Source organism: uncultured Roseobacter sp., from assembly GCF_947493125.1.
GTDB lineage: Bacteria > Pseudomonadota > Alphaproteobacteria > Rhodobacterales > Rhodobacteraceae > Roseobacter.
Genome location: NZ_CANLQB010000001.1, coordinates 26,276 through 48,264, shown reverse-complemented (window position 1 = coordinate 48,264; position 21,989 = coordinate 26,276). Strand labels below are relative to the sequence as shown.

At 63.7% G+C, this 21,989-nt stretch carries 24 protein-coding genes, 1 tRNA gene and 1 pseudogene; 14 read left to right on the top strand and 12 right to left on the bottom strand.

All coding sequences use genetic code 11. From position 1 onward, the window contains the following. Nucleotides 1-45 precede the first annotated feature (45 nt). Nucleotides 46-816, top strand: a complete 771-nt coding sequence (locus Q1A71_RS00250; RefSeq protein WP_299670515.1) for a glucose 1-dehydrogenase — start codon at nt 46-48, stop codon at nt 814-816. A 31-nt stretch (nt 817-847) separates the two neighbouring features. Here the strand turns inward: Q1A71_RS00250 and Q1A71_RS00245 are convergent. Next, a pseudogene (locus Q1A71_RS00245) lies at nt 848-1,021 on the bottom strand (IS5/IS1182 family transposase); the annotation flags it as partial. Nucleotides 1,022-1,391: 370 nt separating this feature from the next. On the opposite strand from Q1A71_RS00245, the gene Q1A71_RS00240 reads away from it, so the two are divergent. After that, on the top strand, nt 1,392-1,817 hold the full coding sequence (locus tag Q1A71_RS00240; RefSeq protein ID WP_299670513.1) for a hypothetical protein: 426 nt from the start codon (nt 1,392-1,394) through the stop codon (nt 1,815-1,817). Nucleotides 1,818-2,211: 394 nt separating this feature from the next. Here Q1A71_RS00240 and Q1A71_RS00235 read toward each other — a convergent pair. After that, a tRNA-Leu gene (locus Q1A71_RS00235) sits at nt 2,212-2,297 on the bottom strand. A 123-nt stretch (nt 2,298-2,420) separates the two neighbouring features. Beyond that, complete coding sequence (locus Q1A71_RS00230; protein ID WP_299670511.1) at nt 2,421-3,731, bottom strand: peptidoglycan-binding domain-containing protein; 1,311 nt, start codon at nt 3,729-3,731, stop codon at nt 2,421-2,423. Between the two features lie 157 nt (nt 3,732-3,888). Here Q1A71_RS00230 and lipB point away from each other — a divergent pair, with 157 nt between their 5' ends. Beyond that, on the top strand, nt 3,889-4,587 hold the full coding sequence (gene lipB, locus Q1A71_RS00225) for a lipoyl(octanoyl) transferase LipB (RefSeq protein WP_299670509.1): 699 nt from the start codon (nt 3,889-3,891) through the stop codon (nt 4,585-4,587). Nucleotides 4,588-4,923: 336 nt separating this feature from the next. On the opposite strand, the gene Q1A71_RS00220 is transcribed toward lipB, so the two are convergent. Together Q1A71_RS00220 and Q1A71_RS00215 are read right to left on the bottom strand one after the other, a co-directional pair. Next, nucleotides 4,924-5,361: a response regulator gene (locus tag Q1A71_RS00220; protein WP_299670507.1), complete on the bottom strand. Its 438-nt coding sequence runs from the start codon at nt 5,359-5,361 to the stop codon at nt 4,924-4,926. Beyond that, nucleotides 5,358-6,620: a PAS domain-containing sensor histidine kinase gene (locus Q1A71_RS00215; protein ID WP_299670505.1), complete on the bottom strand. Its 1,263-nt coding sequence runs from the start codon at nt 6,618-6,620 to the stop codon at nt 5,358-5,360. Before Q1A71_RS00215 ends, Q1A71_RS00220 begins: the two co-directional genes overlap by 4 nt. Before the next feature lie 295 nt (nt 6,621-6,915). Here Q1A71_RS00215 and ctaD point away from each other — a divergent pair, with 295 nt between their 5' ends. Continuing rightward, a complete protein-coding gene (ctaD, locus tag Q1A71_RS00210) occupies nt 6,916-8,586 on the top strand; it encodes a cytochrome c oxidase subunit I (protein WP_299670503.1) in 1,671 nt (556 codons plus the stop codon). 164 nt (nt 8,587-8,750) lie between these two features. Here ctaD and Q1A71_RS23630 read toward each other — a convergent pair whose 3' ends face one another. Further along, nucleotides 8,751-9,086: a ClpX C4-type zinc finger protein gene (locus Q1A71_RS23630; RefSeq protein WP_366140204.1), complete on the bottom strand. Its 336-nt coding sequence runs from the start codon at nt 9,084-9,086 to the stop codon at nt 8,751-8,753. 215 nt (nt 9,087-9,301) lie between these two features. Here Q1A71_RS23630 and Q1A71_RS00200 point away from each other — a divergent pair, with 215 nt between their 5' ends. The 4 genes from Q1A71_RS00200 to Q1A71_RS00185 all read left to right on the top strand — a co-directional run bounded on the left by Q1A71_RS00200 (nt 9,302) and on the right by Q1A71_RS00185 (nt 12,036). Next, the gene (locus tag Q1A71_RS00200; protein ID WP_299670501.1) at nt 9,302-10,048 is read left to right on the top strand and encodes a LuxR family transcriptional regulator; all 747 of its coding nucleotides are present in this window, start codon (nt 9,302-9,304) and stop codon (nt 10,046-10,048) included. A gap of 91 nt (nt 10,049-10,139) precedes the next feature. Beyond that, nucleotides 10,140-10,382, top strand: coding sequence for a hypothetical protein (locus Q1A71_RS00195; protein WP_299670499.1), 243 nt, complete (start codon nt 10,140-10,142; stop codon nt 10,380-10,382). A 161-nt stretch (nt 10,383-10,543) separates the two neighbouring features. After that, a complete protein-coding gene (locus Q1A71_RS00190) occupies nt 10,544-11,125 on the top strand; it encodes a peptidoglycan-binding domain-containing protein (RefSeq protein ID WP_299670498.1) in 582 nt (193 codons plus the stop codon). Between the two features lie 428 nt (nt 11,126-11,553). After that, nucleotides 11,554-12,036, top strand: coding sequence for a DUF2244 domain-containing protein (locus Q1A71_RS00185; protein ID WP_299670496.1), 483 nt, complete (start codon nt 11,554-11,556; stop codon nt 12,034-12,036). Here Q1A71_RS00185 and Q1A71_RS00180 read toward each other — a convergent pair. Beyond that, nucleotides 12,033-12,734, bottom strand: a complete 702-nt coding sequence (locus tag Q1A71_RS00180) for a YafY family protein (RefSeq protein ID WP_299670494.1) — start codon at nt 12,732-12,734, stop codon at nt 12,033-12,035. The genes Q1A71_RS00185 and Q1A71_RS00180 overlap by 4 nt on opposite strands. 101 nt (nt 12,735-12,835) lie before the next feature. Between Q1A71_RS00180 and Q1A71_RS00175 the strand changes: the two genes are divergently transcribed. Then, nucleotides 12,836-12,985 (top strand): hypothetical protein, encoded by a 150-nt coding sequence (locus Q1A71_RS00175; protein WP_299670492.1) that lies wholly within the window; start codon nt 12,836-12,838, stop codon nt 12,983-12,985. Here Q1A71_RS00175 and Q1A71_RS00170 read toward each other — a convergent pair. Continuing rightward, entirely contained in the window at nt 12,982-13,440 is a 459-nt protein-coding gene (locus Q1A71_RS00170) for a GatB/YqeY domain-containing protein (RefSeq protein WP_299670489.1), read from the bottom strand. The two genes, Q1A71_RS00175 and Q1A71_RS00170, sit on opposite strands and share 4 nt — an antisense overlap. A gap of 218 nt (nt 13,441-13,658) precedes the next feature. Here Q1A71_RS00170 and carA point away from each other — a divergent pair, with 218 nt between their 5' ends. Together carA and Q1A71_RS00160 are read left to right on the top strand one after the other, a co-directional pair. Then, a complete protein-coding gene (gene carA / locus Q1A71_RS00165; protein WP_299670487.1) occupies nt 13,659-14,819 on the top strand; it encodes a glutamine-hydrolyzing carbamoyl-phosphate synthase small subunit in 1,161 nt (386 codons plus the stop codon). A gap of 103 nt (nt 14,820-14,922) precedes the next feature. After that, nucleotides 14,923-16,815 (top strand): glycosyltransferase family 2 protein, encoded by a 1,893-nt coding sequence (locus Q1A71_RS00160; protein WP_299670485.1) that lies wholly within the window; start codon nt 14,923-14,925, stop codon nt 16,813-16,815. Here Q1A71_RS00160 and Q1A71_RS00155 read toward each other — a convergent pair. Beyond that, nucleotides 16,812-17,465 carry a GntR family transcriptional regulator gene (locus Q1A71_RS00155; RefSeq protein ID WP_299670483.1) on the bottom strand — a complete coding sequence of 218 codons (654 nt, stop codon included), beginning with the start codon at nt 17,463-17,465 and terminating at the stop codon, nt 16,812-16,814. The genes Q1A71_RS00160 and Q1A71_RS00155 overlap by 4 nt on opposite strands. A 107-nt stretch (nt 17,466-17,572) precedes the next feature. Here Q1A71_RS00155 and Q1A71_RS00150 point away from each other — a divergent pair, with 107 nt between their 5' ends. From Q1A71_RS00150 to Q1A71_RS00140, 3 genes are all read left to right on the top strand, one after another. Then, a complete protein-coding gene (locus tag Q1A71_RS00150; protein ID WP_299671927.1) occupies nt 17,573-18,217 on the top strand; it encodes a pyrimidine 5'-nucleotidase in 645 nt (214 codons plus the stop codon). A 78-nt stretch (nt 18,218-18,295) separates the two neighbouring features. Beyond that, nucleotides 18,296-18,544 (top strand): hypothetical protein, encoded by a 249-nt coding sequence (locus tag Q1A71_RS00145; RefSeq protein ID WP_299670481.1) that lies wholly within the window; start codon nt 18,296-18,298, stop codon nt 18,542-18,544. Nucleotides 18,545-18,606: 62 nt separating this feature from the next. Next, a complete protein-coding gene (locus Q1A71_RS00140; RefSeq protein WP_299670479.1) occupies nt 18,607-19,827 on the top strand; it encodes a UbiH/UbiF family hydroxylase in 1,221 nt (406 codons plus the stop codon). Here Q1A71_RS00140 and Q1A71_RS00135 read toward each other — a convergent pair. The 3 genes from Q1A71_RS00135 to Q1A71_RS00125 form a co-directional block, all read right to left on the bottom strand. Further along, the gene (locus tag Q1A71_RS00135; RefSeq protein WP_299670477.1) at nt 19,815-20,942 is read right to left on the bottom strand and encodes an aminotransferase class V-fold PLP-dependent enzyme; all 1,128 of its coding nucleotides are present in this window, start codon (nt 20,940-20,942) and stop codon (nt 19,815-19,817) included. The two genes, Q1A71_RS00140 and Q1A71_RS00135, sit on opposite strands and share 13 nt — an antisense overlap. Before the next feature lie 126 nt (nt 20,943-21,068). After that, nucleotides 21,069-21,527 carry an Lrp/AsnC family transcriptional regulator gene (locus Q1A71_RS00130; RefSeq protein ID WP_299670475.1) on the bottom strand — a complete coding sequence of 153 codons (459 nt, stop codon included), beginning with the start codon at nt 21,525-21,527 and terminating at the stop codon, nt 21,069-21,071. Further along, nucleotides 21,524-21,979 (bottom strand): Lrp/AsnC family transcriptional regulator, encoded by a 456-nt coding sequence (locus Q1A71_RS00125; protein ID WP_299670473.1) that lies wholly within the window; start codon nt 21,977-21,979, stop codon nt 21,524-21,526. The genes Q1A71_RS00130 and Q1A71_RS00125 overlap by 4 nt, the downstream gene beginning before the upstream one ends. Nucleotides 21,980-21,989 lie beyond the last annotated feature (10 nt).

Sequence of the window (21,989 nt, the reverse complement as noted above, 5' to 3'; positions counted from 1 at the left end):
TAGTTGTATGATACAACTATCTCTCATAGATACGAGGACGCAAGCATGAACGGCATCGCTGACCCTCAAGACACCTTCACTGGAAAGGTCGCCCTCGTCACGGGCGGCGCGACCGGGATCGGAGCGGCGGCATCGCGGGCCTTTGCGGCACGTGGCGCACAGGTGATCATCGCAGCCCGGCGCAGGGACAAGGCAGAGGCAACGATTGCCAAAATAGAGGCACAGGCTGGACGCGCCGCGTTCATCCAGACGGATCTGACCGATCCGACCCAGATCGAGGCTCTTCACGATGGCATCCTGGACGCATACGGACGGCTCGACATTGCCTTCAACAACGCCGGATATCAGGAAGCCAAGGCACACCTGGTCGATCAGACGCCAGACGTTTACGCACGCGTCTTCGACACCAATGTCCGTGCCGTCTTTCTGTCGCTGCGCCGCCAGATACAGGCGATGAAGGGACGCGGCGGTGCGATCGTGGTGAATGCTTCGGTCAGCGGAATGAAGAACCCCAATCCGGGCTTTTCGATCTATTCCGCGTCGAAGGCCGCTGTCATTTCACTTACAAAATCGGCAGCGATGGAAGCGGCCGAACAGGGTGTGCGTATCAATGTGATCGCGCCCGGACGGGTCGTAACGGACATGATGTTGTCGTCCAAAGTCATGGACATGAAAGCCGTCGCAGCCGGCCTGCCCATCCGTCGTATGGGAGAGCCGGAGGAAGTGGCCAACGCGGTCGTCTGGCTCGCCTCAGATGCGGCATCCTTCGTTGTCGGCCATGTCCTTGCCGTCGATGGCGGCTTCATGGCGACGTAGAATGACCGGTCAGTCGCCGTTCAATACGCCAAGGATCGACAGATGGGTGGCCCGTGTGACTGTAGAAATCTGCGAGATGCGCTCGGATACTGGTCAGATCAACGAAGCGATCAATCGAACGAAGCAGATGGTCTTGGGGAACGCGGCCCTCGAGGGAAAACTCATAGAACAGCGCGGCCTGTGCTTCCTGCCTCGGTCCCATCATGGCTGATCCCTCCACCCGTTGAGGCAATTGAATCAGCCAATTACGTCTCGATCAACGATGAGTTTTTCAACGGAATAGGCGCGTTTGTTGCCGTTGGGGCGAGGTGTTGCGTTCTGCGCGTCGCTGACGTTCCTCCGAAGCGCAGCACGATGCCCCGGTGACTCATACCACCATGTCGTCACCCACAGCCGAAATGGCCGAATTATTCAAGCTGTTGGCGGCAATGCTACGAGGATTGAATTCTTCAAGCGACAGAAGACCAAGTGGTATCGGGGAGATCTATAACTGGCAGCTCAAATCCGCCCGGAAACGCCCCACATCTCGGAGGCAACTCGAACACCTTTGAAGGACAACTTCAAAGGAGAGAGTGATGACTTCGCGCAAAACACCTGCCGAACAACGCAGATCGAAAGGTCTTGATGCCTCAAATGACAACAGCGCGCCCGGACTGGCGCGCTTCAGGAAAAGACCCAAACCACCCTTTGTGGATGTGCTGCTGCCGCTGCTGGCGATCTTGTCGGAGCTTTTGTTGGGGGCAGCCATGCCGGACCTGATCGGTGCCGAACACTCGGGAGACTACATCAAAGCGATGTTGATCGCAGCATCCGCAACCGCCATTGCCTACTATGTGTGCCAGACGAAATCCTGCGACAGCTACGGCAAATCGATCCCGCGCGCGAAGATCGAAGGTGCATTCGAAGAGCTGCTGCAAGAGATCACTCCTGCGGAGAGCATGATGACCATCGCACGTAAGATGTTCCGGTCGCTCTGGGACAAGCACCTGATGAAAGACTAAGCGCAGCGACAGGCTGTGAAGTCTGAACTCGACGATCTTAGAGCGAATATGCAGAGAGTATTGGACCGGATCGTAGGGGCCGAGTCTGCCGCTGTGGCGAGTGCCCTGGAGAAAAGGTACACCGACATGGAATTGAGGCGCGCTGTTTTGCAGGAAAAATCATCAAGTAAGGCCGCTGAAAAGCGCGCCTTCGAGGACCATCTCGAACTCTCGCTGGAGTGTTTGGCAAACCCTTGGAAAATATGGGAAAAGGGGAACTTCGAGTTCCGTCGGGTCGCGCTTAAACTGGTCCTGTTGGCACCGTTTCACTACCACCGTGAAACAGGAGCTCGAACTCCAGAAATAGCGTTTCCATTCAAGGCTTTAGTGGGAAATCGCGACCAGTCTGGCCAGATGGTGCGGATGAGAAGACTCGAACTTCCACGGGTGTTACCCCACAGCGACCTCAACGCTGCGCGTCTACCATTCCGCCACATCCGCACGCTTAGGAAGGTGTGAGGTCTTTAGCCTGCCCGCCCACGCTTGTGAAGAGCCATTTTCAGCAAAACGCCCCGGCGAGATGTCCCGCCGGGGCGCGTGCAGACTGTCAGGCTGGCGATATGCCTATTCGGTGACCGAGAAGACCGGCAGCACGCCGGCTTGGGACGGGGCCGCAGCGGTCACCTGCATGGATGCCTTGCGCAGGATCTCAGCGCGTTCCGGCTGACCGGGCACAAAGACCGCATCGGCCCCCGCATCCGTCGCGGCCAGTCCGGCCTGATACCATGGGCCCGCGTGGGTCAGGTTCTTCTGCGTGCCAAAGCCCAGCGCCAGATGGTGCCCCATCAACTCGCCATAGACCGTCTCGCCCAGCGCATAGAGAATGAGCCCCGAGCCCAGCGCGACGTTCATGTTGTCCGTGCGATAGCCGACACCCAGGCAGATCTTGGCCGTGCCGGCCAACTGCTGCGGCGTCGTGCCGGTGGAGATCACGAAATCCGACACCTCCTTGTTCAGCACGTCCCGCGATTTCTGCGACAGGCTGGCCACATAGGGCTGCACCACCGGGCCAAAGCCGTCGCACTGCGCCGCCACCTGCTGCGGCGTCAGCCCGTTCACCTGGCTGATCAGCTCTTCGCTGCGGGCAATCGCATAGGTGCGCGCAAGGCAGAACTGCTCGTTCAGCGCCGCGGTCGGGTCGGTCATCGACGCCGCGGTGGTGTAGCCATTGGTGCTGGTGAGCAGGGAGACGGTGTTGCAATGCGACGCAAGGGAGGCTTCAGGCGCACCGCTCTGGAAGAAGTTCGGCAGCGCCGCGGAGGACGCCTCCGCGTCAGGCGCTGCCGCCACCACGGCGACCGGTGCGGGCGCAGGCGCCACGACGCTCGGCGCCGGGGTCACCACAGTCGTGACCGGTGCTGGCTGCGGCGCGGCGACGATCACCGGTGCCTGCTGCTGTGGCACCGCCTGACCGGCCATCTCGGCCCGGTAGGTCTTCAGCAGACCGCGGGTGCCTTCCGGGTTCGACGCGATCAGCTGCGTGGTCTGATATCCACCCGCCTGCGCGCGGTTGTGGGACGTGATCAGCAAATCCTGCTCAAACGGCGTGAGCTGGCCGGTCGCCGGATAGCCCATATAGGCCTGATAGGCCGCGACCGCATTGCGCGACTGCCGCCCCAGCTGGCCATCCACCCGGCCTGCATTGAACCCGAAGTAGTTCAGCGACGACTGGATCTGGCGGCCTTCATGGGTCGACGGGATACCAGACCGGTACACGCGCTTCTTCTTCTGGTTGTTCTTGGTCACCGCGTGGCCCACGATCCCACCGATCAGGGCGCCAGCAACGAAGTCACCCGCGTCGGCAGTCACCCGCGAGGCGGGGATCGCTGCAACGGAGGCGGCCAGTGCTGCGGCGGTCAAATACTTGGAAAACATGAAAAATCTCCGGGGATAAAAATCTGATTCTCAAACGCTAGCACAGGATCTGATTCGACCGAAGGCTTTCCTCCATCAAACAAGGCCCCGCCGGTATCAAAAGAGGCCGCCGCGGCAGGGGCTTTTCGCCGCGCGCGCGCTGCGCTAGACCGGCGCCATGGTGGACTGGATCGTGACCGACGGGCTGACGGATTATCGCACAGCCGAGACCTGGATGGAGGCCCGTGCCGAGGCCATCGCCGCCGGCACCGCGCAGGAGTGCATCTGGCTGCTCGAGCATCCGCCGCTCTATTCCGCCGGCACCAGCGCGCGCGCGGAGGATCTCACCGATCCACGGCGCTTCCCGGTCTATCCCACCCGCCGTGGCGGACAGTATACCTATCACGGGCCCGGCCAGCGCGTGGCTTACGTGATGCTCGATGTGGGCCGCCGCGGACGCGACGTGCGCCGCTTCGTGCAGCAGCTGGAGGCCTGGGTCATCGCCACGCTCGACGCCTTCACCGTCACCGGCGTGGTGCGCGAGGGCCGCGTTGGCGTCTGGGTAGAGCGACCCGAGAAACCGCCGCAGCCCAGCGGCGCGCCCGCGGAAGACAAGATCGCCGCCATCGGCATCCGCCTGCGCAAATGGGTCAGCCATCACGGGATTTCGCTGAATGTGGACCCTGATCTCAGCCACTTCGACGGCATCGTGCCCTGCGGCATTCGCGAGCACGGGGTCACCAGCCTCGTGGATCTGGGCCTGCCTGTGCAGATGCCCGATGTGGATCTCGCATTGCGCGCGGCCTTCACAGAGGTCTTCGGCGACCCGCCGCAGGACCAGCCCGACCGCGCCGCGGCTCCGGTGCTTCCAGACTAGCGCTTACGTCTCCGTCCGCCTGCCCGAAGGCCCGACAGGCCTCTGTGGCAGTCGCCGGACGCTGGGGCTCGTAACCCGCCCGCCAACCGGACCGCAGCGACAGCGCCATTGTGACAAAGCCGCGGTGCCGCCCGATACGTTCGCACTCGGTTCCCCGGGCCGACCCGGCACCGTCAATTTTCTTGATCAGGAACAGCCGCCACCGTCTCTGCATGTCCGCGCCAGATCTGCCGAGCAACCGCTCCGGTCCCGCAACAACACCTCGAAAGCGCGGCCACACGACCGCACGTCATGCTCCCGCCGGACCCAAGCCGTCAGGCTGCGAGGGTGGCGAAACTACGGACCGCGTCGCGCCTGACAGGCGGTGACGAAGGCCTCGATATGCGCGCTTTGCACCGGCTTGCTGACAAAGGCGTGCACATTTGGATCCGCCTCCGCCCGCTCGTGATCGGCGCGCAGCACCGATGTCGACAGCATGATGATCAGCGTCCGGGCACAGCGCACCTCCTCCGGCAGCCGCGCGTAGTGCTCCAGGAATTCGAACCCATCCATGCGCGGCATGTTGATGTCGAGCAGGATCAGCTCCGGCCAGGCGTCGCCGGCATCGCTGCGCGCCTGCAGGTAATTGAGGGCTGCCACCCCATCGGTGGCCACGTCGATCTGGCCGATCAGCCCCGTGCGCTTGATCAGCCGCCCGTGCATCAGGTTGGTGACCTTGTCGTCATCGACCAGAAGAACGGTCTCGATGGCGGGTTCCGGCGCAGCGGTGGTCATGGGCCCTCCGGCGGGTTCGGCAGGCGGATCGAGAAACAGCTGCCCACCCCGGGTGTGCTGCTCACATCGATGCTGCCGCCGACGCGCTCCAGCACCCGCCGGATCGAATAGAGCGACACGCCCGCGCCCTCCGGCGTGCTGTGCGCGCGCTTGAAGAGGCCAAAGACCTTCTCGGCGTCGCGGGGCAGATCGAGCCCGGTGCCATTGTCGCGGATCGACACCTCCACATGGGTGTCCAGCTGCCGTGACAGCAGGTTGATCCGGGGCCGCCGTCCCGGCGCATGATACTTGATCGCATTGCCGATCATCGACTGCAGGATGTTCTCCATCTCCCGCGGGACGAACCACACCGTCGGCTGGTCGAAGGCAGTATGAATGACGGCGCGCGCCCGGCTGATCTGGAAGTGCAGATTGACCAGCGCGCGTTCGGTCACCTGCGCCAGGTTCACCGCCTCAAAATCCTGCAAGGCACCGGAATGCGCCTGCGCCACGCAGATCAGCGCGTCGAGCTTCTCGCTCGCCTGATCCGAGACGTCCCGCATCCAGTCCAGCGTTTCCACATGCTCGGGCGGCAGCAGCGGCGCCGCCTCCTCTTGCAACATATGGGTCAGGCTGCTCAGGTTGTTGACCGGCACGCGCAGATCGTGGGTCGCCACATAGGTGAGGTTCTCGAGGTCACGGTTCACGTCGCGCAGCTCTGCCGTCCGCTCGGCCACCAGCGCGGCCAGGTCGCGGTTCACCACCTCCAGCTGGGCCGTGCGCGCCTGGACGCGCCGCTCCAGCTCCCGGTTGACACGCTGCAGCTCTTCGGTTGCCTCCTTTTCGGCCGAGATATCGAAGGCGATCCCAATGTGCCGCACGACAGACCCGTCCTCGGCACGCTCGAACACCGTGTCGATGCTCCGCAGCCAGACGATCGAGCCGTCCTTGGCATAATCGCGGTACTCATGGCTGCTGTAGTCACCGGGCAGCAGCTCGGCCATGCTGTCGAAATAGGCCACCAGGCCGGGCAGGTCGTCCTCATGCACCACACGCTCCACCAAGGTGTCCCCCATGGCGATCACCTCGTCGGAGGTGTAGCCGAGGAGCTCCGCCATCGACCGGTTGGAGTATTCATTGCTCTTGGTCTTGTGGTTGAACACATAGATGATGCCCGGCACCAGGCCGACCACGCGGCTCAGAAAGGCCGCGCTCGTCTCATCCACCTGCAAAGAGGGGTCCGGACTGTGCTGCTGCACCTCCACCTGCATCGTCCCCATGTCTCCTTTACCAACCCAAGTACCGACCACGGCCTCACCCGGAAGCCTCACCACTTAACAAAATATGGACGAGGAAGCTTAACTGGCGGTAAACCTCAGCGGGGATCGGTCAAATTCGAACCACTATGTCATCTGACATAGCGAACCCTCCGCAGCGGCCCTGCCGTGATTTTTGTCCGGCTGCGTCAATACGATCATTGCCTGCCGCAACAACACCCTCTAAAACCGAGGAGATTCTGCCGCGCGGCCCGGGAACCGCCACGCGGCACCAACTGCATACTCAGGAGGCTCGAGCATGGCAGACGCAGCCGTTCATGGCCACGAACACCATGACGAACGCGGGTTTTTCACCCGCTGGTTCATGTCCACAAATCACAAAGACATCGGTATTCTCTACCTGATCACCTCGGCCCTCGCCGGCTTCATCTCGGTGGCATTCACCGTCTACATGCGGCTGGAACTGATGGACCCGGGCGTTCAATATATGTGCATGGAAGGCGCACGCGTATTCGCATCCGGCGAGACCTGCACCCCCAATGGGCATTTGTGGAACGTACTGATCACCGGACACGGCATCCTGATGATGTTCTTTGTCGTGATCCCTGCCCTCTTCGGCGGATTTGGCAACTATTTCATGCCCTTGCAGATCGGCGCGCCCGATATGGCGTTTCCGCGCATGAACAACCTGTCGTTCTGGCTCTATGTGGCCGGGACAACACTGGCGGTTTGTTCGGTGCTGGCACCGGGCGGCAATGACCAGTCCGGCTCGGGCGTGGGCTGGGTGCTCTACCCACCGCTCTCCACGCTTGAGGGCGGCTTCTCGATGGACCTCGCGATTTTCGCGGTGCATGTCTCCGGCGCCTCCTCGATCCTCGGTGCGATCAATATGATCACCACCTTCCTGAACATGCGCGCCCCGGGCATGACGCTCTTCAAAGTGCCACTGTTCTCCTGGTCGATCTTCGTGACCAGCTGGCTGATCCTGCTGTCGCTGCCGGTACTGGCCGGTGCCATCACCATGCTGCTGATGGATCGCAACTTCGGCTTCACCTTCTTTGACCCCGCAGGCGGCGGTGACCCGGTGCTCTACCAGCACATCCTGTGGTTCTTCGGCCATCCGGAAGTCTACATCGTGATCCTGCCCGGCTTCGGCATCATCTCCCACGTGATCGCGACTTTCGCCCGCAAGCCGATCTTCGGCTACCTGCCGATGGTCTGGGCGCTGATCGCCATCGGAGCATTGGGCTTCGTCGTCTGGGCGCACCACATGTACACCGTGGGCATGAGCCTCAACCAGCAGGCCTACTTCATGCTGGCGACGATGGTCATCGCGGTGCCGACAGGGGTGAAAATCTTCAGCTGGATCGCCACAATGTGGGGCGGGTCGGTGACGTTCGAAACACCGATGCTCTGGGCCTTCGGCTTCCTCTTCCTCTTCACCGTGGGCGGCGTCACAGGCATCGTCCTGTCGCAGGCCGCTGTGGACCGCTATTACCACGACACCTACTACGTGGTCGCGCACTTCCACTACGTGATGTCGCTCGGTGCGGTCTTCGCCATCTTCGCGGGTATCTACTTCTACTTCCCCAAGATGACCGGCAAGATGTACCCGGAATGGGCGGGCAAGCTGCACTTCTGGGCGTTCTTCATCGGTGCAAACCTGACCTTCTTCCCCCAGCACTTCCTGGGCCGTCAGGGCATGCCACGCCGCTACATCGACTACCCGGACGCCTTCGCCTACTGGAACTGGTGGTCGAGCATCGGGGCCTTCATCAGCTTCGCGTCCTTCCTGTTCTTCTTCGGCGTCATGGCCTACGCGCTGACACGCGGCAAACCCGCGCGTGAGAACAACCCGTGGAACGAATACGCCGACACGCTGGAGTGGACCCTGCCCAGCCCGCCGCCCGAACACACGTTCGAGCAGCTGCCCAAGCGGGAAGACTGGGACAAGCACCCGGCCCACTGACAGCCAAAGCATCCACAAGGCCCCGGTTCTCCGCCGGGGCCTTTTTCTATGCAAACGTGCCAAACCTATAGAATAGAAATCTCTGTGGAAGGCCGGCCGCATGATCTCCGGCTAGAGCCAAACGGGGAATTGGCCCCGATGCCGCGAAGGCGGGCCATCCGGTTTCAATTGAACCGCTCCCATGCGGATTGTCTCGAAATCCCAAGCGGTTCAGCGATCTTTGCCCAACTGACATCGCGTTCGCGCAGCGCGTCTACAGCGCGAGCAAGGTGTTCCTTGTAGGATTCAGCGGTTGCATCGAGCGCGCCCAACGCGCCGATCAGTCTTTCCGTCGGCCAGTGCGTGGGATCGAAGGAGGCTGGACGTGCTTCGGCGCCATTCATGATCAATTGGCACACCTCCACACACTCATTGCAGATATGCAAGCCGCCCGGTCCGGCAGCGAGCTTGGAAATCTCTTGGTCAGACTTGCCGCAGAACGAACAATGCAGGTTTCCCATCGCGCAATACTCCGTCAGGTTTACCCTGACAGTCAGGTAATCCCTGACATCGCCTATGTCAAGACCGGCCGGCGCGCCCAAGACACTGCCCCCGAGGCAATCCGGAACCCGACAGTCATTCAACCTCAGTGAATATCGGCATTGCGGCCTTTCCGAGATCCTCTCGACAGTGCGGGCCTCCGCGGTATTCTGCGCCGCAGGGGGAGGTCCGCTCCATGATCAAACGCCAGTCACTCAGCCAGTTTGCCCAGCAGTGCAAATCCACCGACCATCTCTCCGATCTCTGGCACTACACCGTAGACCATTTCACCGCCTGCGGCATCCAGCGGGTGAGCTATCACAGCGATGACCAGCGTGACGGCCACACCGATACCCGCGGCATCGCCACCTTCGGCTTCCCCGAGGACTGGGTCTGCCACTACCTCGGCGACAATCTGGTGCAGGTGGACCCGATCCCCGATCTGGCCGCCCGCTTCTCTCAGCCTTTCCTGTGGTCTCACGCCGACCAGATCACCGAACTGATGCCCGCGCAGACAGACTACCTGGACGATCTGGAAGCAGCCGATCTGGGCGACGGGCTCGCGGTACAGGTCTTCGGCCCCAACATGCGCCATGCCTACGTCGGCATGGGCTTTGGTCATCGCAATCTCGACCCGTCACCCGAACAGGTCTTCGAGCTGCAGTGCGCGGCCCAGGTTGCGCATATCCGCTATTGCGAGATCACCGCCGATGATACCCTCGCCGCCGCCAACCTCTCGCCCCGTGAACGCGAAATCCTGCGCTGGATCGCCCACGGCAAGAGCAATTCGGTCATTGCCGATATCCTGGGCATCTCGCCCCATACGGTCGACACGCTCACCCGTCGCATCTTCGACAAGCTGGATGTCAGCGACCGCACCTCTGCCGCCATCCGCGGCCTCGGCTCCGGCGTGCTGAAATACACAAAAGGCACCGTCACCTGACGCCTTCTGTGGCGCACCTACGTGACATGCGCAGGCCCGCCCCGACCGCTACCCACACCTGCACAAGACGGTAAGAGTGCGCGAGTGGAATATGACCGGTTACGAGTCGGACAATGACAAACCAGATGCGCCGGGGCATGCCCCGGATCACCAGCCAGGCGAGATGCTCGAGGATGTGGCCCTCTGCCTGGAGCGCTGTGCCAGCGAGGTGCAGGATCGCGCCTATGCCATTGCCATGCATCGCGATGCAAGTCTGATTGCGCAGCTGATCACGCTGGCCGCAGATCTGGAACGGCTGGCCCTGCGCGCCCGGCGGATGCACGAGCAGGGTTGAGCCGCAGTAGAGTCTCCGTTTGGTGCTTTTCTGCCGATCCGGGCCGCCAAATGCAGCATATCTCCGCCGGAACGGGCCCGTGAGCGGTTGTGAGGCCGCGTCATGGAACAGCTCCCCCTATTCCAGCGTTTGTCTGCCAGTGATTTTAAAAGGAGAGACCCATGTTCTCGACACGTATGACATCTGCCGCGCTCGCCGCGGCCATTGCCTTCGCCCCGGCTGCCCGGGTGGCTGCCGACGGGAAAGACTTCATCGCCGGTGCCATCATCGGCGGCGTCGTGGGCTCGCAGATCCAGAAGAACGTCGACCGCAACCGCGCCCAGCAACAGCCGGTCTACCGCGCCCCCGCCGTGCGCCAGAGCGGCACAACCAAGCGCAGCTATCGCTCGTCCATTCCCGCCACGCAGGAAGGCCGCGAGATCCAGACCTCGCTGAACTATTTCGGGTTCAACGCCGGCACCGTGGACGGCCAGCTCGGGCGCCAGAGCCGGTCGGCGATTTCCGACTACCAGAGCTATATGGGCTATCAGCCCACCGGGCAGCTGACATCCTTTGAAAAGGAGCTGCTGCTGCGCTCGCACAACCGGGCCCTGGCCGGGGGGGATCAGACCTTCCGCCAGATCGCCGCCAATCCGGAGGGCACCCGCGGGCTGCTCAAGACCTACCGGGCGGAGTTTGCCAGCGGCGCCAGCACGACCACGCCGGGCAGCTACAACCAGGGCGCCCTGACCAACGGTTTCTGAGAGGTTCGTGATGCCGGCGGCGCCGTTCTGCCTTCGGCGCGGCCCAATGTCCCTTTTGGCATCACGGCTCACCTGACCGCCGTGGCCGGCCTCGTGCCGCCCGGCGGGCTTTTTGCGGCCCGCCGCCGGGCGGGCTTTGTGCGTCCCGCCGCCGGGCGGGCTTTGTGCGTCGCGCCATCCGGCGGGCTTCGTGCGTCCCGCCGTCCGGCGGGCTTTGCGCGTCGCGCGCCGCGTTAACGATGGGGGATACCGACGTCGGCACCGACGCAATACCGACGTAATACCGACGTGATACAGATCACGGTTTCGCCATAAAAACAGGCGTTAACCCCCGATTCGCCCGTGGCACCGCGCGGTGGTGCCATGAGCGCTGCCAGAGCCGACCTGTCGCATTGCCTGACATCGGTCAGCTGGCTAGAGTTGCGGGCATGCCCTATAAGTGGATCTCCGACCCCGGCGACAGCCTCCAGACGCTCAAGCTCTGGCCGCACAACTCGCTGCCGGCGCGCGGCATGGCCGCCTTCGTTCTGACCACCTTCACGCTGATCTGCATCCCGGCCCTCCCGCTTCTGGGCTCACCGATCCTCTGGGGCCTGCTGCCGTTTCTGCTGGCCGCGGTCTGGGGCATCTACTTCGCGCTGCAACGCAACTATCGCGCCCGCCAGATCCTCGAGACGCTGACACTGGACGACGAAGCGGCGCATCTGGTCCGCGAGGAGCCCTCGGGGGCCGTGCAGACCTGGGATTGCAACCGCTACTGGACCACCATCACCAAATACGAAAAGGACGGCCCCGTGCCGCATTACGTGACCCTGAAAGGCATGGGCCGCGAAGTCGAGATTGGCGCCTTTCTGAGCGAAGAGGAACGCGTCTCGCTCTATGATGAGCTGCAGATCGCCTGGCGCCGCTAGGCCTCTGCAATGGCCACCCCAGAGGTGTCCCACCGGTTCTCCTCGCGCCAAAGCGCCCGCAAGGTCTCGACCTGCTCCGCAAAGGACGCCTCCAGTACGGTGCAGCCTTCCATCCGGTCGGGCCGGAAGTGCCGAAACCCGCCCCGCAGCTCGCACCAGGCGGCCAGCAGGACGCATTCGACATGATAGACCAGCGCCAGTGGCCGCACGACACGGGTGGTCTGCAGGTCCGCCGCGTCGCGGTAGCTGAGCTGCAGCTTCACACTGCGCCGGATCGCCCCGCGCAGCAGCGCCACCGAGACGCAGCCCGCCCGCGGATCGTCCAGCGCAGCCCCCCAGGGAGAGACCTGCAGCCAGTCCGCAGGACCGTGCAGCGCATCGACCTTGCGGTGGATCCGCAACGCAGCCGCCTGCAGCCCGCTGTCGCCCGTGCGCGCGAGCATGGCGAGCCCCACCCGTAACGCCTCGATCTCCTCCGCGTCGAAATTCAGCGGCGGCAGGTCATAGCCGGCCCGCATCATGTAACCGATGCCCGCCTCGCCTTCGATTGGCGTGCGCCGCGCCTGCAGCGTCGCAATATCGCGATAGACCGTCCTCTTGGACACCTCCAGGCGTTGCGCCAGCGCGTCGGCCGTCATCGGCGCCTTCGCGACGCGCAGCATCTGGATGATCTCGAACAGCCGATCAGACCGGGGCATCACCGCCTCCCTCGTTGACTGCTGACACCCTAGCAGCCGCCGCTGACAGCGTCATGTCAGCAGGCTTCGGCGATACCGGGTAAAACAGAGGGAGGAACGCGATGGCGTCCTATGATCACTATACGATGTTGCGGCTCGGTCTCGGGCGCTGGTCCAGTCACGAGACCGACCTCACCCGCAGCGACAGACGGCACCGACCCACCCCGGGATGGCTGGGCAGATTGCGGGGTTGGCTGCGCGCGATGCGCTAGCTCAAACGCGCCTTCACCTTGGGCCCAACCGTCCCGAAGTCCATCTGACCGGTGTATCGCGACTTCAGCACCGCCATGACCTTGCCCATGTCGCGAATGCTGTCGGCACCGACTTCGGCAACCGCAGCCGCGACCGCCTGCTCCGCCTCTTCGTCGCTGAGTTGCTGCGGCAGAAACTCCTCGATCACCTTGATCTCGGCGCGCTCGCTCTCGGCCAGGTCGAGCCGGCCACCCTCTTCATAGGCGCGCGCGCTCTCCATCCGCTGCTTTGACATTTTCCCAAGAATGGCAAGCACTTCGGCATCGCCGACGCCGTCCTCATTGCCCTCCGCGCGGGCGGCAATGTCCTTGTCCTTGATCGCCGCATTGATGAGGCGCAGGGTCGACAGCCGATCTGCCGCCTTGTCCTTCATCGCCTGTTTCAACGCAGCCGAAACCTTTGCACGCAATTCCATGCTGTTGCATCCTTTGCCCTGGCGGCCCGGTTCGTCCTCCGGGCCCTGCATGTTCAAGCCATGGACCATATCCAACATGGCCGCGCGCCGCAACACGGTCCGCCGCGTCACGTCGAACGCAGGCGTAAGACGCAGGTCTGAAACGGCCTTGACCCGCTCTCGGACCGGGTCTAGGTATCGCCAGATTTGTCTGCCCTGCCCGCCCGAAAGGACCGCCCATGCCGCCGTCTGCGCCCGACCGCCCCACCGCTTGTCTGGCGCTGGCTGATGGCACGCTGTTCTACGGCACGGGCTTCGGCGCCACCGGCCAGACGGTGGCCGAGCTGTGCTTCAACACCGCAATGACCGGCTATCAGGAAATCATGACCGATCCCTCCTATGCGGGCCAGATCGTGACTTTCACCTTCCCGCATATCGGCAACGTCGGCGTAAACCCCGAGGACGACGAGACCGGCGATCCGGTGGCCGAGGGCATGATCGTGAAATGGATGCCCACCGATCCCTCGAACTGGCGCGCGGCCCAGGACCTCGATGCCTGGCTCGCGGCGCGGGGGCGCGTGGCCATGGGCGGCGTCGACACCCGCCGCCTGACCCGCGCGATCCGCAACGCGGGCGCACCGCATGTGGCGCTGGCCCATGATCCGCAAGGCAACTTCGATGTGGAGGCGCTGCTGGCCGCAGCACGCGGGTTTTCGGGCCTCGAAGGCCTCGATCTGGCCAGGGAGGTCACCTGCGCACAATCCTATCGTTGGAACGAGATGCGGTGGGCCTGGCCCGAGGGCTATGCCCCGCAGACCGACCCGAAACACAAGGTGGTCGCCATCGACTATGGTGCCAAGCGCAACATTCTGCGCTGCCTCGCCTCGGCGGGCTGCGATGTGACCGTGCTGCCGGCCTCGGCCAGCTATGGCGAGGTCATGGCGCACGCGCCCGACGGCGTGTTTCTGTCGAACGGGCCCGGTGACCCGGCGGCAACCGGCACCTACGCGGTGCCGATGATCCAGCAGATCCTCTCCGACACCACCCTGCCGGTCTTCGGTATCTGCCTCGGGCACCAGATGCTGGCCCTGGCGCTTGGCGCGCAGACGATCAAGATGAACCACGGTCACCACGGCGCCAACCACCCGGTGAAGGACCACGACACCGGCAAGGTGGAAATCACCTCGATGAACCACGGCTTCGCCGTTGACGCGCAGACCCTCCCCGAGGGCGTGATCGAGACGCACACCTCACTCTTCGACGGGTCGAACTGTGGCATCCGCATGGCAGACCGCCCGGTCTGGTCGGTGCAGCACCACCCGGAGGCCAGCCCCGGTCCACAGGACAGCTACTACCTCTTCGAGCGCTTCGCCAAGGCCATGGCAGACCGCGCGGCGTGATCCCCGGCAACACGCCTCTAAGTTGAAAAAACGTTAATTTAACAGAGAATTAACCCTGTTCTGACAGCGTGCCGCGGGTTGAGTTTAGGCAAGGCTGTCACCCATGAACACCCTGCGGCTGGTTGTAACGGAACCGGTGCCAGAGCCAGATCTGGCGGCGCCCGCAATCAGCTATGAACCGATTGGCCGGATGCTGGTGGAGCGGGGCAAGATCGGCCCCACCGATCTGGAACACGCGCTGAAAATCCAGGGCCACGTCGATGCGCCGCTGGGCGAAATCATGGTGTCCGAGGGCCTGCTCGACAAGCGCGACGTGCTCGAGGCCCTGGCCGGACAATGCCACGCGCAAGAGGCTGATCTCGATCTCGAGCCCCCGACCGCAAAGATCGCCGCGACCCTGCCTGCCGAGGTTTGCCTGCGCCACGGGGTCATCCCCTGGAAACGGGACGGCCTGCGCATTCTGGTGGCGACCAGCAGCCCGGCGGACTTCGCGGCACTCTGCCAGACGATGAAACGGCGCGGCCTCTCGCTGTTCCCCGTGATCGTCGATGAATTGCAAATCCAGTCTCATCTGAGCCGTCTCTACGGTGACGAACTGGCGCAAAAAGCTGAGGTGCGGGTTCCTGAAGCTGAAAGCTGCCGCACCTGGGGCGCCCGGGCACAGCAGCGGTCGCTCTGGGCTGGGGCGGTCTGCGCGGCTCTGATCGCCGCGCTGGTTATAGCACCGGCCTGGACCATCACCATCGCGGTGCTCTGGGCCGTGCTCACGCTGGCCATGACCACGGCGATGAAGGGGGCGGCCTTCTTTGCGCAGCTGACGCAGCCGCCAGCGCGGCATGTCAGCGCCGAAAGCCTGAAGACCGGCCGGTTCCGCCTGCCGCGGGTCTCCGTGCTGGTCCCGTTGCTGAAGGAGAAGGAAATCGCGGGCCAGTTGATCGCGCGGCTCAGCCGGCTCACCTATCCGAAATCGCTGCTCAATGTGGTGCTGGTGCTGGAAGAAGGCGACGCGACCACCCGGGAGACCATCGCCCGCACGGAGCTTCCCGACTGGATGAGCGTGATCGAAGTCCCGGGCGCAGGCAGCCTCACCACCAAGCCACGCGCGTTGAACTACGCACTGGATTTCTGCCGCGGCAGCATCGTCGGGGTCTGGGATGCGGAGGACCGGCCCGAGGTGGATCAGATCGAGCGCGTGGTCACACGCTTCCACGCCGCCCCCAATAATGTCGTTTGTTTACAAGGCGTCCTGGACTACTATAATTCGCGAACCAATTGGCTGTCCCGCTGTTTCACGATTGAATATGCGACCTGGTGGCGGGTCGTTCTGCCTGGTATTGCCAAGCTGGGGCTGGTGCTGCCGCTCGGCGGCACGACGCTGTTCTTCCGCCGCGATGCCTTGGAAAAGCTCGGCGGCTGGGATGCGCACAATGTCACCGAAGACGCGGATCTCGGCATCCGCCTTGCCCGCCACGGCTACGTGACCGAACTGCTGCCAACCGTGACCCACGAAGAGGCCACCAGCCAGGTCTGGCCCTGGGTGCGGCAGCGCTCGCGCTGGCTCAAAGGGTTCATGATCACCTATTTCGTTCATATGCGACAGCCGCGCCAATTGCTGCGCGATCTTGGCGTCAAACGGTTTCTGGGGGTGCAAACTCTCTTCCTGGCCACCTTTTCGCAGTTTGCCGCAGCACCTCTTCTGTGGTCCTTCTGGCTGACATTCGCGGGCGTGACGCACCCGGTGGAGCTGACCCTCGGGGTTCAGGCGGTCTGGACGCTTGCAGGGCTCTTCATTGTCTCAGAACTGCTCAGCCTCGCAATGGGGCTCTATGCGGTCTCCGGACGCGCGCATCGGCACCTCACTCCATGTGTGCCGACGATGATGGTCTACTTTACCCTCGGCGCCGTCGCCGCCTACAAAGCCTTGTGGGAGATGATCCGCGCACCGTTTTTCTGGGACAAGACCCAGCACGGCGTCTCACGGCAAACCGACCGCTAGCCGTCTTCCTCGCGGCGCGCCGCATCCTGCTTGAGCCGGGTCATGAAGGCCACGGAGATATGTTCGCGCAGCGCGTCATGGGCCGCTTCGGAATCCTTGGCTTCGATCGCCTTGACGATGCTGTCGTGCTCGGCCTGTGCGATCTTGCCCCGCCCGTCTGCGGCCAGCGAGGTGGTGGCCATCAGCGCCATGGTCCGATGCACCAGATCGAGCTGCTGCACCAGATAACGGTTGTGCGATGCCAGATGGATCTGTTTGTGAAACCGCCGGTTCGCGCGGGCCAGGGCCGCCGGGTTGTCGGTCAGCGCGTTGTCGGCTTCGACCATCTCGCGCAGTATGCGGACTTCCTCTTCTGTGGCGTGCTGAGCGGCCAGGCCCGCGGCCAGCCCCTCCAACTCTCGCCGCACCACATAGAGCTCGGCCATCTGGTTGTGATCAAGCGATGCAACAATCAGGCTGCGCCCGTCCCGCGCGAGCAGCGACTGGGTCTCAAGTCTTTGTAATGCCTCACGAATTGGGGTTCTCGATACGCCAAACCGTTCCGCCAGTTCGCTCTCCACCAACCGATCTCCGGGGCGGTAGACGCCCAGGTCAATTGCCTCGAGTATCATGGAATATGCATCGGTCGGCTGCGGTTTCTGCAAGCCCATGGCCATCGCCCTTGTCGTTCCGGTCCCGCCACCTTAACGACGCGGGCGGCCCGCGCGCAACCCCGCGCCGGCTTGCGCAAGAGGCTTCACCGCTCTATCTCAGCGCCATGCCAAAAGATGCCTTCACCGCCGTGGACGCCTGGGTTTTCGACCTCGACCACACGCTCTATCCCCCCTCCGCCCGGCTTTTCGATCTCATCGAAGTGCGCATGACCGCCTATGTGATGGACGCGCTCGGGGTGGACCGGGCGGAAGCGGATCGGCTGCGCAAGCACTATTGGGCCACCCATGGCACCACCTTGGCTGGCCTCATGCGCGAGCATGACGTGGACCCGGGCCCCTATCTGACCGACGTGCACGATATCCCCATGGACAGCCTCACGCCCGATCCGGACCTCGCCGCTCAGATCCGGTCGCTGCCCGGGCGGCGCATCGTCTACACCAATGGCTGCGTGCCCTACGCGGAGCGGGTGCTGGCCGCACGCGGGCTCTCGGGCGTCTTCGATGCGGTCTATGGCGTGGAGGACGCCGGCTTCCAGCCCAAGCCCGACCAGGCCGCCTTCGACACCGTCTTTCGCAAGGACGGGCTGACACCGGCAACCGCCGCGATGTTCGAGGATGATGCACGAAATCTTAAGGTGCCGCATGACATGGGTATGCGCACGGTACATGTGGCAGAAGCCCGTGGCACCGGCCGTCACATCCATTTTCACACCGATGATCTGAGCGGGTTTCTCGCGCGTCTGATCTGAGCGGCCTGCGACAATCGGGCCTCTGGGAAAGCGAAGGGCGGATCCTATTTCTCTGCGAAACCCAGCAAGGAGTCCGCGATGTCGATTGCCGTGAATACCCCCGACCTGCCGCTCTGGCAGCGCCTGTTTTTCAAAGTGCCCGTGCTGGGCTGGGTCGCCCGCGATCTGCTCTTCGGCGACAAAAACAACATCTGGTTTGCACTGATCGGGTTTTTCAGCCTCTGGATGACCTCCGCGCTGACGTTCGGCCTACCCGGTCTCTACTTGCCCGCCCTCGCGATGGTGCCGATTATCTTCGTGTTGCTCCTGCTCATCACCAAGGGGTAAACCGGCGCGCTGGCCAATCCCGGATCAGCATCTTAATCTCTCGGCAAACCAGAGGCTTGAGCATGTCTGACAAAGAATGCGACATTTTCATTTCGGGCGGCGGCATCGCCGGGATGACAGCTGCTGCGGCCTTCGGGAGCGCCGGTTTCTCGGTGGTTTGCGTGGATCCGGCACCCCCGGTCACGGAGCGTGACGCAGAAGGGTCGGACATGCGCACGACGGCGGTGCTGCAGCCCGCGCGCACGGTGCTTGAGGACGCCGGTCTTTGGCAGAAGCTGGACGATCACGCCTCCCCCCTGCACGTCATGCGTATCGTCGATGCGGGCGGAGAGACGCCGGAGCCGCGCCTGACCCGGGACTTCAACGCCTCCGACGTCTCTGACCTGCCCTTTGGGTGGAACCTGCCGAATTGGCTTTTGCGGCGCGAGATGGTTGCGCGGCTTTCGGAATTGCCTGGGGTAGAGTTCCGTCCCGGCCTCGGCGCCACGCGTCTGTTCACCCGCGAGCGCGAGGCGCGCGTGACCCTGAGCGACGGCAGCCGGATCCGAGCCCGGCTTGTGATTGCTGCAGACGGCCGCAGCTCGCCCATGCGTCAGGCCGCCGGGATCGACGTCCGCACCACGCGCTATGGCCAGAAAGCCCTCGCCTTCGCCGTCACACATCCGATCCCGCATGAGAATGTGTCGACCGAGATCCACCGCACCGGCGGGCCCTTCACGCTGGTGCCGCTGCCCGATCAGGACGGGCTGCCCTGCTCCGCGGTGGTTTGGATGGACGACGGGCCGCTGTCACAGGCCCGCTACGACATGGATGTGCCCGCTTTCGAAGCCGAGATGAGCACCCGCAGTTGCCATCTGTTCGGACCGCTGACGCTCGTGTCCCGCCGCACGATCTGGCTCATCATCAGCCAGCAGGCCGCGCGCCTGTCCGGTGAGCGTCTGGCGCTGATTGCCGAGGCGGCGCATGTGGTACCGCCCATAGGCGCACAGGGTCTGAACATGAGCCTCGCGGATATCGCAACCCTTCTGTCCTTGGCCCAGGCGCGGCCCGAAGGCTTGGGCGATCAGGCAATGCTGGACGCCTATCACTCCGCCCGCTATGGCGATATCACCCTGCGGGTGCAGGGGATCGACATGCTGAACCGGGCAAGCCAGGTCCGCACACCTGCGCTGCGCGACGCGCGCGCCAACGCGCTCAATGCCCTTTATGCGTTGGGACCGGTGCGCAAGACGCTCATGCAAATGGGCCTCGGCGTGCGCGGCGCCGGCGTTCAGAGCACCTGATCCAGCACCCGCTGCAAGCGACGCACGGTCCCCTCCACATCGTAAAGCTTGTCGAGCCCGAAGAGGCCGAGCCGGAAGGTCCGGAAATCGGCCGGCTCGTCACATTGCAACGGGACACCCGCCGCAATCTGCATGCCTTCTGCCGCGAACTTCTTGCCGTTCTGAATCTCGGGATCCGATGTGTAGCTGACCACCACACCCGGCGCGCCATAGCCCTCCGCCGCAACCGAGGTGATCCCCTTCGCCGCCAGCAGGCCACGCACCGTATCGCCCAGCTTCCACTGCGCCTCCTTCAGCCGCGCAAAGCCATACTCGCGCGTTTCCAGCATCGTATCCCGGAACGCGCGCAGGGCATCCGTCGGCATGGTCGCGTGATAGGCATGACCGCCGTCTTCATATGCTTTCATGATGTTGTGCCATTTGCCCAGATCAATGGAGAAGCTGTCGGATTGTGTCTCTCCCAGGCGCTGCACCGCGCGCTCCGACATCATGACCAGCCCAGCCGAGGGCGAGGCCGACCACCCTTTTTGCGGCGCGGAAATCAGCACATCGATCCCCAGCGCCCGCATGTCGACCCAGGCGCAGCCCGAGGCGATGCAGTCGAGCACCATCAGCGCCCCGACGTCGTGGGCCGCATCCGCCATCGCCTTGATATAGGCATCGGGCAGGATGACCCCGGCGCTCGTCTCCACATGCGGCGCAAAGACCACGTCGGGTTTCTGCGCGGCAATGGCGTCAGTCACCTCATCAATCGGCGCCGGAGCAAAGGGCGACGGGCTCGCATTTGCCGTCTGCCGCGCCTTCAGAACGGTGGTATTGGCCGTCAGCCCGCCTGTCTCGAAAATCTGGCTCCAGCGGTACGAGAACCACCCGTTGCGCACCACCAGGACATCGGCATTGCGCGCAAACTGACGCGCCACCGCCTCCATGCCGTAGGTGCCCCCGCCCGGGATCACCGCGACGGCGTCAGCGGCATAGACCTCCTTCAACATGGAGGACATGTCGTTCATCACCTGCTGGAACGCGGCACTCATGGAATTGAGCGACCGGTCCGTGAATACGACGGAAAACTCTTCCAGCCCCGCCGGATCAACGGTGTCGAGTAGTGCAGCCATAGCGTGATCTCCCTTGAATTGGGCCAGACCTAGCCTGCCGCACAAAGCTTGGCAAAGTCTACTTCGGTATACCGGGCCCACACGCGCGGTCGCGATGCGCATGATCGGAAACCGGCGTCGCCGACCTTAGCCGATGGGACCCATCCGGCGTTCCTCGCTCAACAGCACATTGGCCTCGACCTCCCCGACACCCGGCAGAGTCATGATCCTGCGGCGCAGCACCCGTTCGAAATCCGGCAAGTCCCGGGCGACGACACGCAAGCGGTAGTCGTAAAGCCCCAGCACATGCTCGACCCGCTGCACCTCCGGGATGGCGCTGACCGCGCGCTCGAAATCTTCCAGGCTGACGCGTCCCTTGGTCGCCAGTTTCACGCCCAGAAAGACTGTCACGCCAAACCCCAGCTTCTCCGCATTGAGCCGCAACCGCCGCCCGCGCAGCACGCCCGCCTCCTCAAGCTTGCGAATGCGGCGCCAGGCGGCAGGCTGGGACAACCCGAACCGCCGCCCCAAGGCGCCGGCGCTTTGCATGGCGTCCTCGGCCAGCGCCCGGACCAGCGCCCGGTCGATGTCGTCAAGATCGATCATAGAGGCAGCGCCTGCTCGGCCTTGATCCGCGCAATCTGCATCAGCGCTTCGATGTCGGCGATATGCGGCAGGGTCAGAATCTGCTGTCGATAGATCTCCTGATAGTGCCGCATGTCCCGCGCAATGATGGTCAGCCGCACGTCCACACGGCCGAGGAATGTCTGGATCTCGGTGACCTCCGCGACCTCCCGCGCCGCCTCGATGAACTCGTCAAAGGCCCGCGACTGTGTCTTGTCCAGCGTGATCCGCAATGAGACCTCCACCGCATAGCCGAGGGCCGCCCAGTCGATGACGGCGGACACACCCTCGATGACACCTGCATCCTGCATCCGTGCGAGCCGCCGCGCCGCCTTGCCCGCCGAGACCCCAACCGCTTCGGCCAGTTCCGCCGGGCTCAGGCTGGCATCCGCCTGCCAACGACGCAGCAGGCGCCGATCCAGATCATCAAGCATGATTTGTCCA

Excerpts from the sequence above, each read along its gene's own strand:
- Q1A71_RS00135 (WP_299670477.1), bottom strand. The coding sequence starts at position 20,942 with ATGGCTGCACTACTCGACACCGTTGATCCGGCGGGGCTGGAAGAGTTT.
- Q1A71_RS23630 (WP_366140204.1), bottom strand. The coding sequence starts at position 9,086 with ATGGGAAACCTGCATTGTTCGTTCTGCGGCAAGTCTGACCAAGAGATT.
- Q1A71_RS00200 (WP_299670501.1), top strand. The coding sequence starts at position 9,302 with ATGATCAAACGCCAGTCACTCAGCCAGTTTGCCCAGCAGTGCAAATCC.
- Q1A71_RS00155 (WP_299670483.1), bottom strand. The coding sequence starts at position 17,465 with ATGGGCTTGCAGAAACCGCAGCCGACCGATGCATATTCCATGATACTC.
- lipB (WP_299670509.1), top strand. The coding sequence starts at position 3,889 with ATGGTGGACTGGATCGTGACCGACGGGCTGACGGATTATCGCACAGCC.
- ctaD (WP_299670503.1), top strand. The coding sequence starts at position 6,916 with ATGGCAGACGCAGCCGTTCATGGCCACGAACACCATGACGAACGCGGG.
- Q1A71_RS00180 (WP_299670494.1), bottom strand. The coding sequence starts at position 12,734 with ATGCCCCGGTCTGATCGGCTGTTCGAGATCATCCAGATGCTGCGCGTC.
- Q1A71_RS00140 (WP_299670479.1), top strand. The coding sequence starts at position 18,607 with ATGTCTGACAAAGAATGCGACATTTTCATTTCGGGCGGCGGCATCGCC.
- Q1A71_RS00230 (WP_299670511.1), bottom strand. The coding sequence starts at position 3,731 with ATGTTTTCCAAGTATTTGACCGCCGCAGCACTGGCCGCCTCCGTTGCA.
- Q1A71_RS00170 (WP_299670489.1), bottom strand. The coding sequence starts at position 13,440 with ATGGAATTGCGTGCAAAGGTTTCGGCTGCGTTGAAACAGGCGATGAAG.
- Q1A71_RS00250 (WP_299670515.1), top strand. The coding sequence starts at position 46 with ATGAACGGCATCGCTGACCCTCAAGACACCTTCACTGGAAAGGTCGCC.
- Q1A71_RS00190 (WP_299670498.1), top strand. The coding sequence starts at position 10,544 with ATGTTCTCGACACGTATGACATCTGCCGCGCTCGCCGCGGCCATTGCC.
- Q1A71_RS00150 (WP_299671927.1), top strand. The coding sequence starts at position 17,573 with ATGCCAAAAGATGCCTTCACCGCCGTGGACGCCTGGGTTTTCGACCTC.
- Q1A71_RS00215 (WP_299670505.1), bottom strand. The coding sequence starts at position 6,620 with ATGGGGACGATGCAGGTGGAGGTGCAGCAGCACAGTCCGGACCCCTCT.
- Q1A71_RS00160 (WP_299670485.1), top strand. The coding sequence starts at position 14,923 with ATGAACACCCTGCGGCTGGTTGTAACGGAACCGGTGCCAGAGCCAGAT.
- Q1A71_RS00175 (WP_299670492.1), top strand. The coding sequence starts at position 12,836 with ATGGCGTCCTATGATCACTATACGATGTTGCGGCTCGGTCTCGGGCGC.
- Q1A71_RS00240 (WP_299670513.1), top strand. The coding sequence starts at position 1,392 with ATGACTTCGCGCAAAACACCTGCCGAACAACGCAGATCGAAAGGTCTT.
- Q1A71_RS00195 (WP_299670499.1), top strand. The coding sequence starts at position 10,140 with ATGACCGGTTACGAGTCGGACAATGACAAACCAGATGCGCCGGGGCAT.
- Q1A71_RS00145 (WP_299670481.1), top strand. The coding sequence starts at position 18,296 with ATGTCGATTGCCGTGAATACCCCCGACCTGCCGCTCTGGCAGCGCCTG.
- Q1A71_RS00130 (WP_299670475.1), bottom strand. The coding sequence starts at position 21,527 with ATGATCGATCTTGACGACATCGACCGGGCGCTGGTCCGGGCGCTGGCC.
- Q1A71_RS00125 (WP_299670473.1), bottom strand. The coding sequence starts at position 21,979 with ATGCTTGATGATCTGGATCGGCGCCTGCTGCGTCGTTGGCAGGCGGAT.
- Q1A71_RS00185 (WP_299670496.1), top strand. The coding sequence starts at position 11,554 with ATGCCCTATAAGTGGATCTCCGACCCCGGCGACAGCCTCCAGACGCTC.
- Q1A71_RS00220 (WP_299670507.1), bottom strand. The coding sequence starts at position 5,361 with ATGACCACCGCTGCGCCGGAACCCGCCATCGAGACCGTTCTTCTGGTC.
- carA (WP_299670487.1), top strand. The coding sequence starts at position 13,659 with ATGCCGCCGTCTGCGCCCGACCGCCCCACCGCTTGTCTGGCGCTGGCT.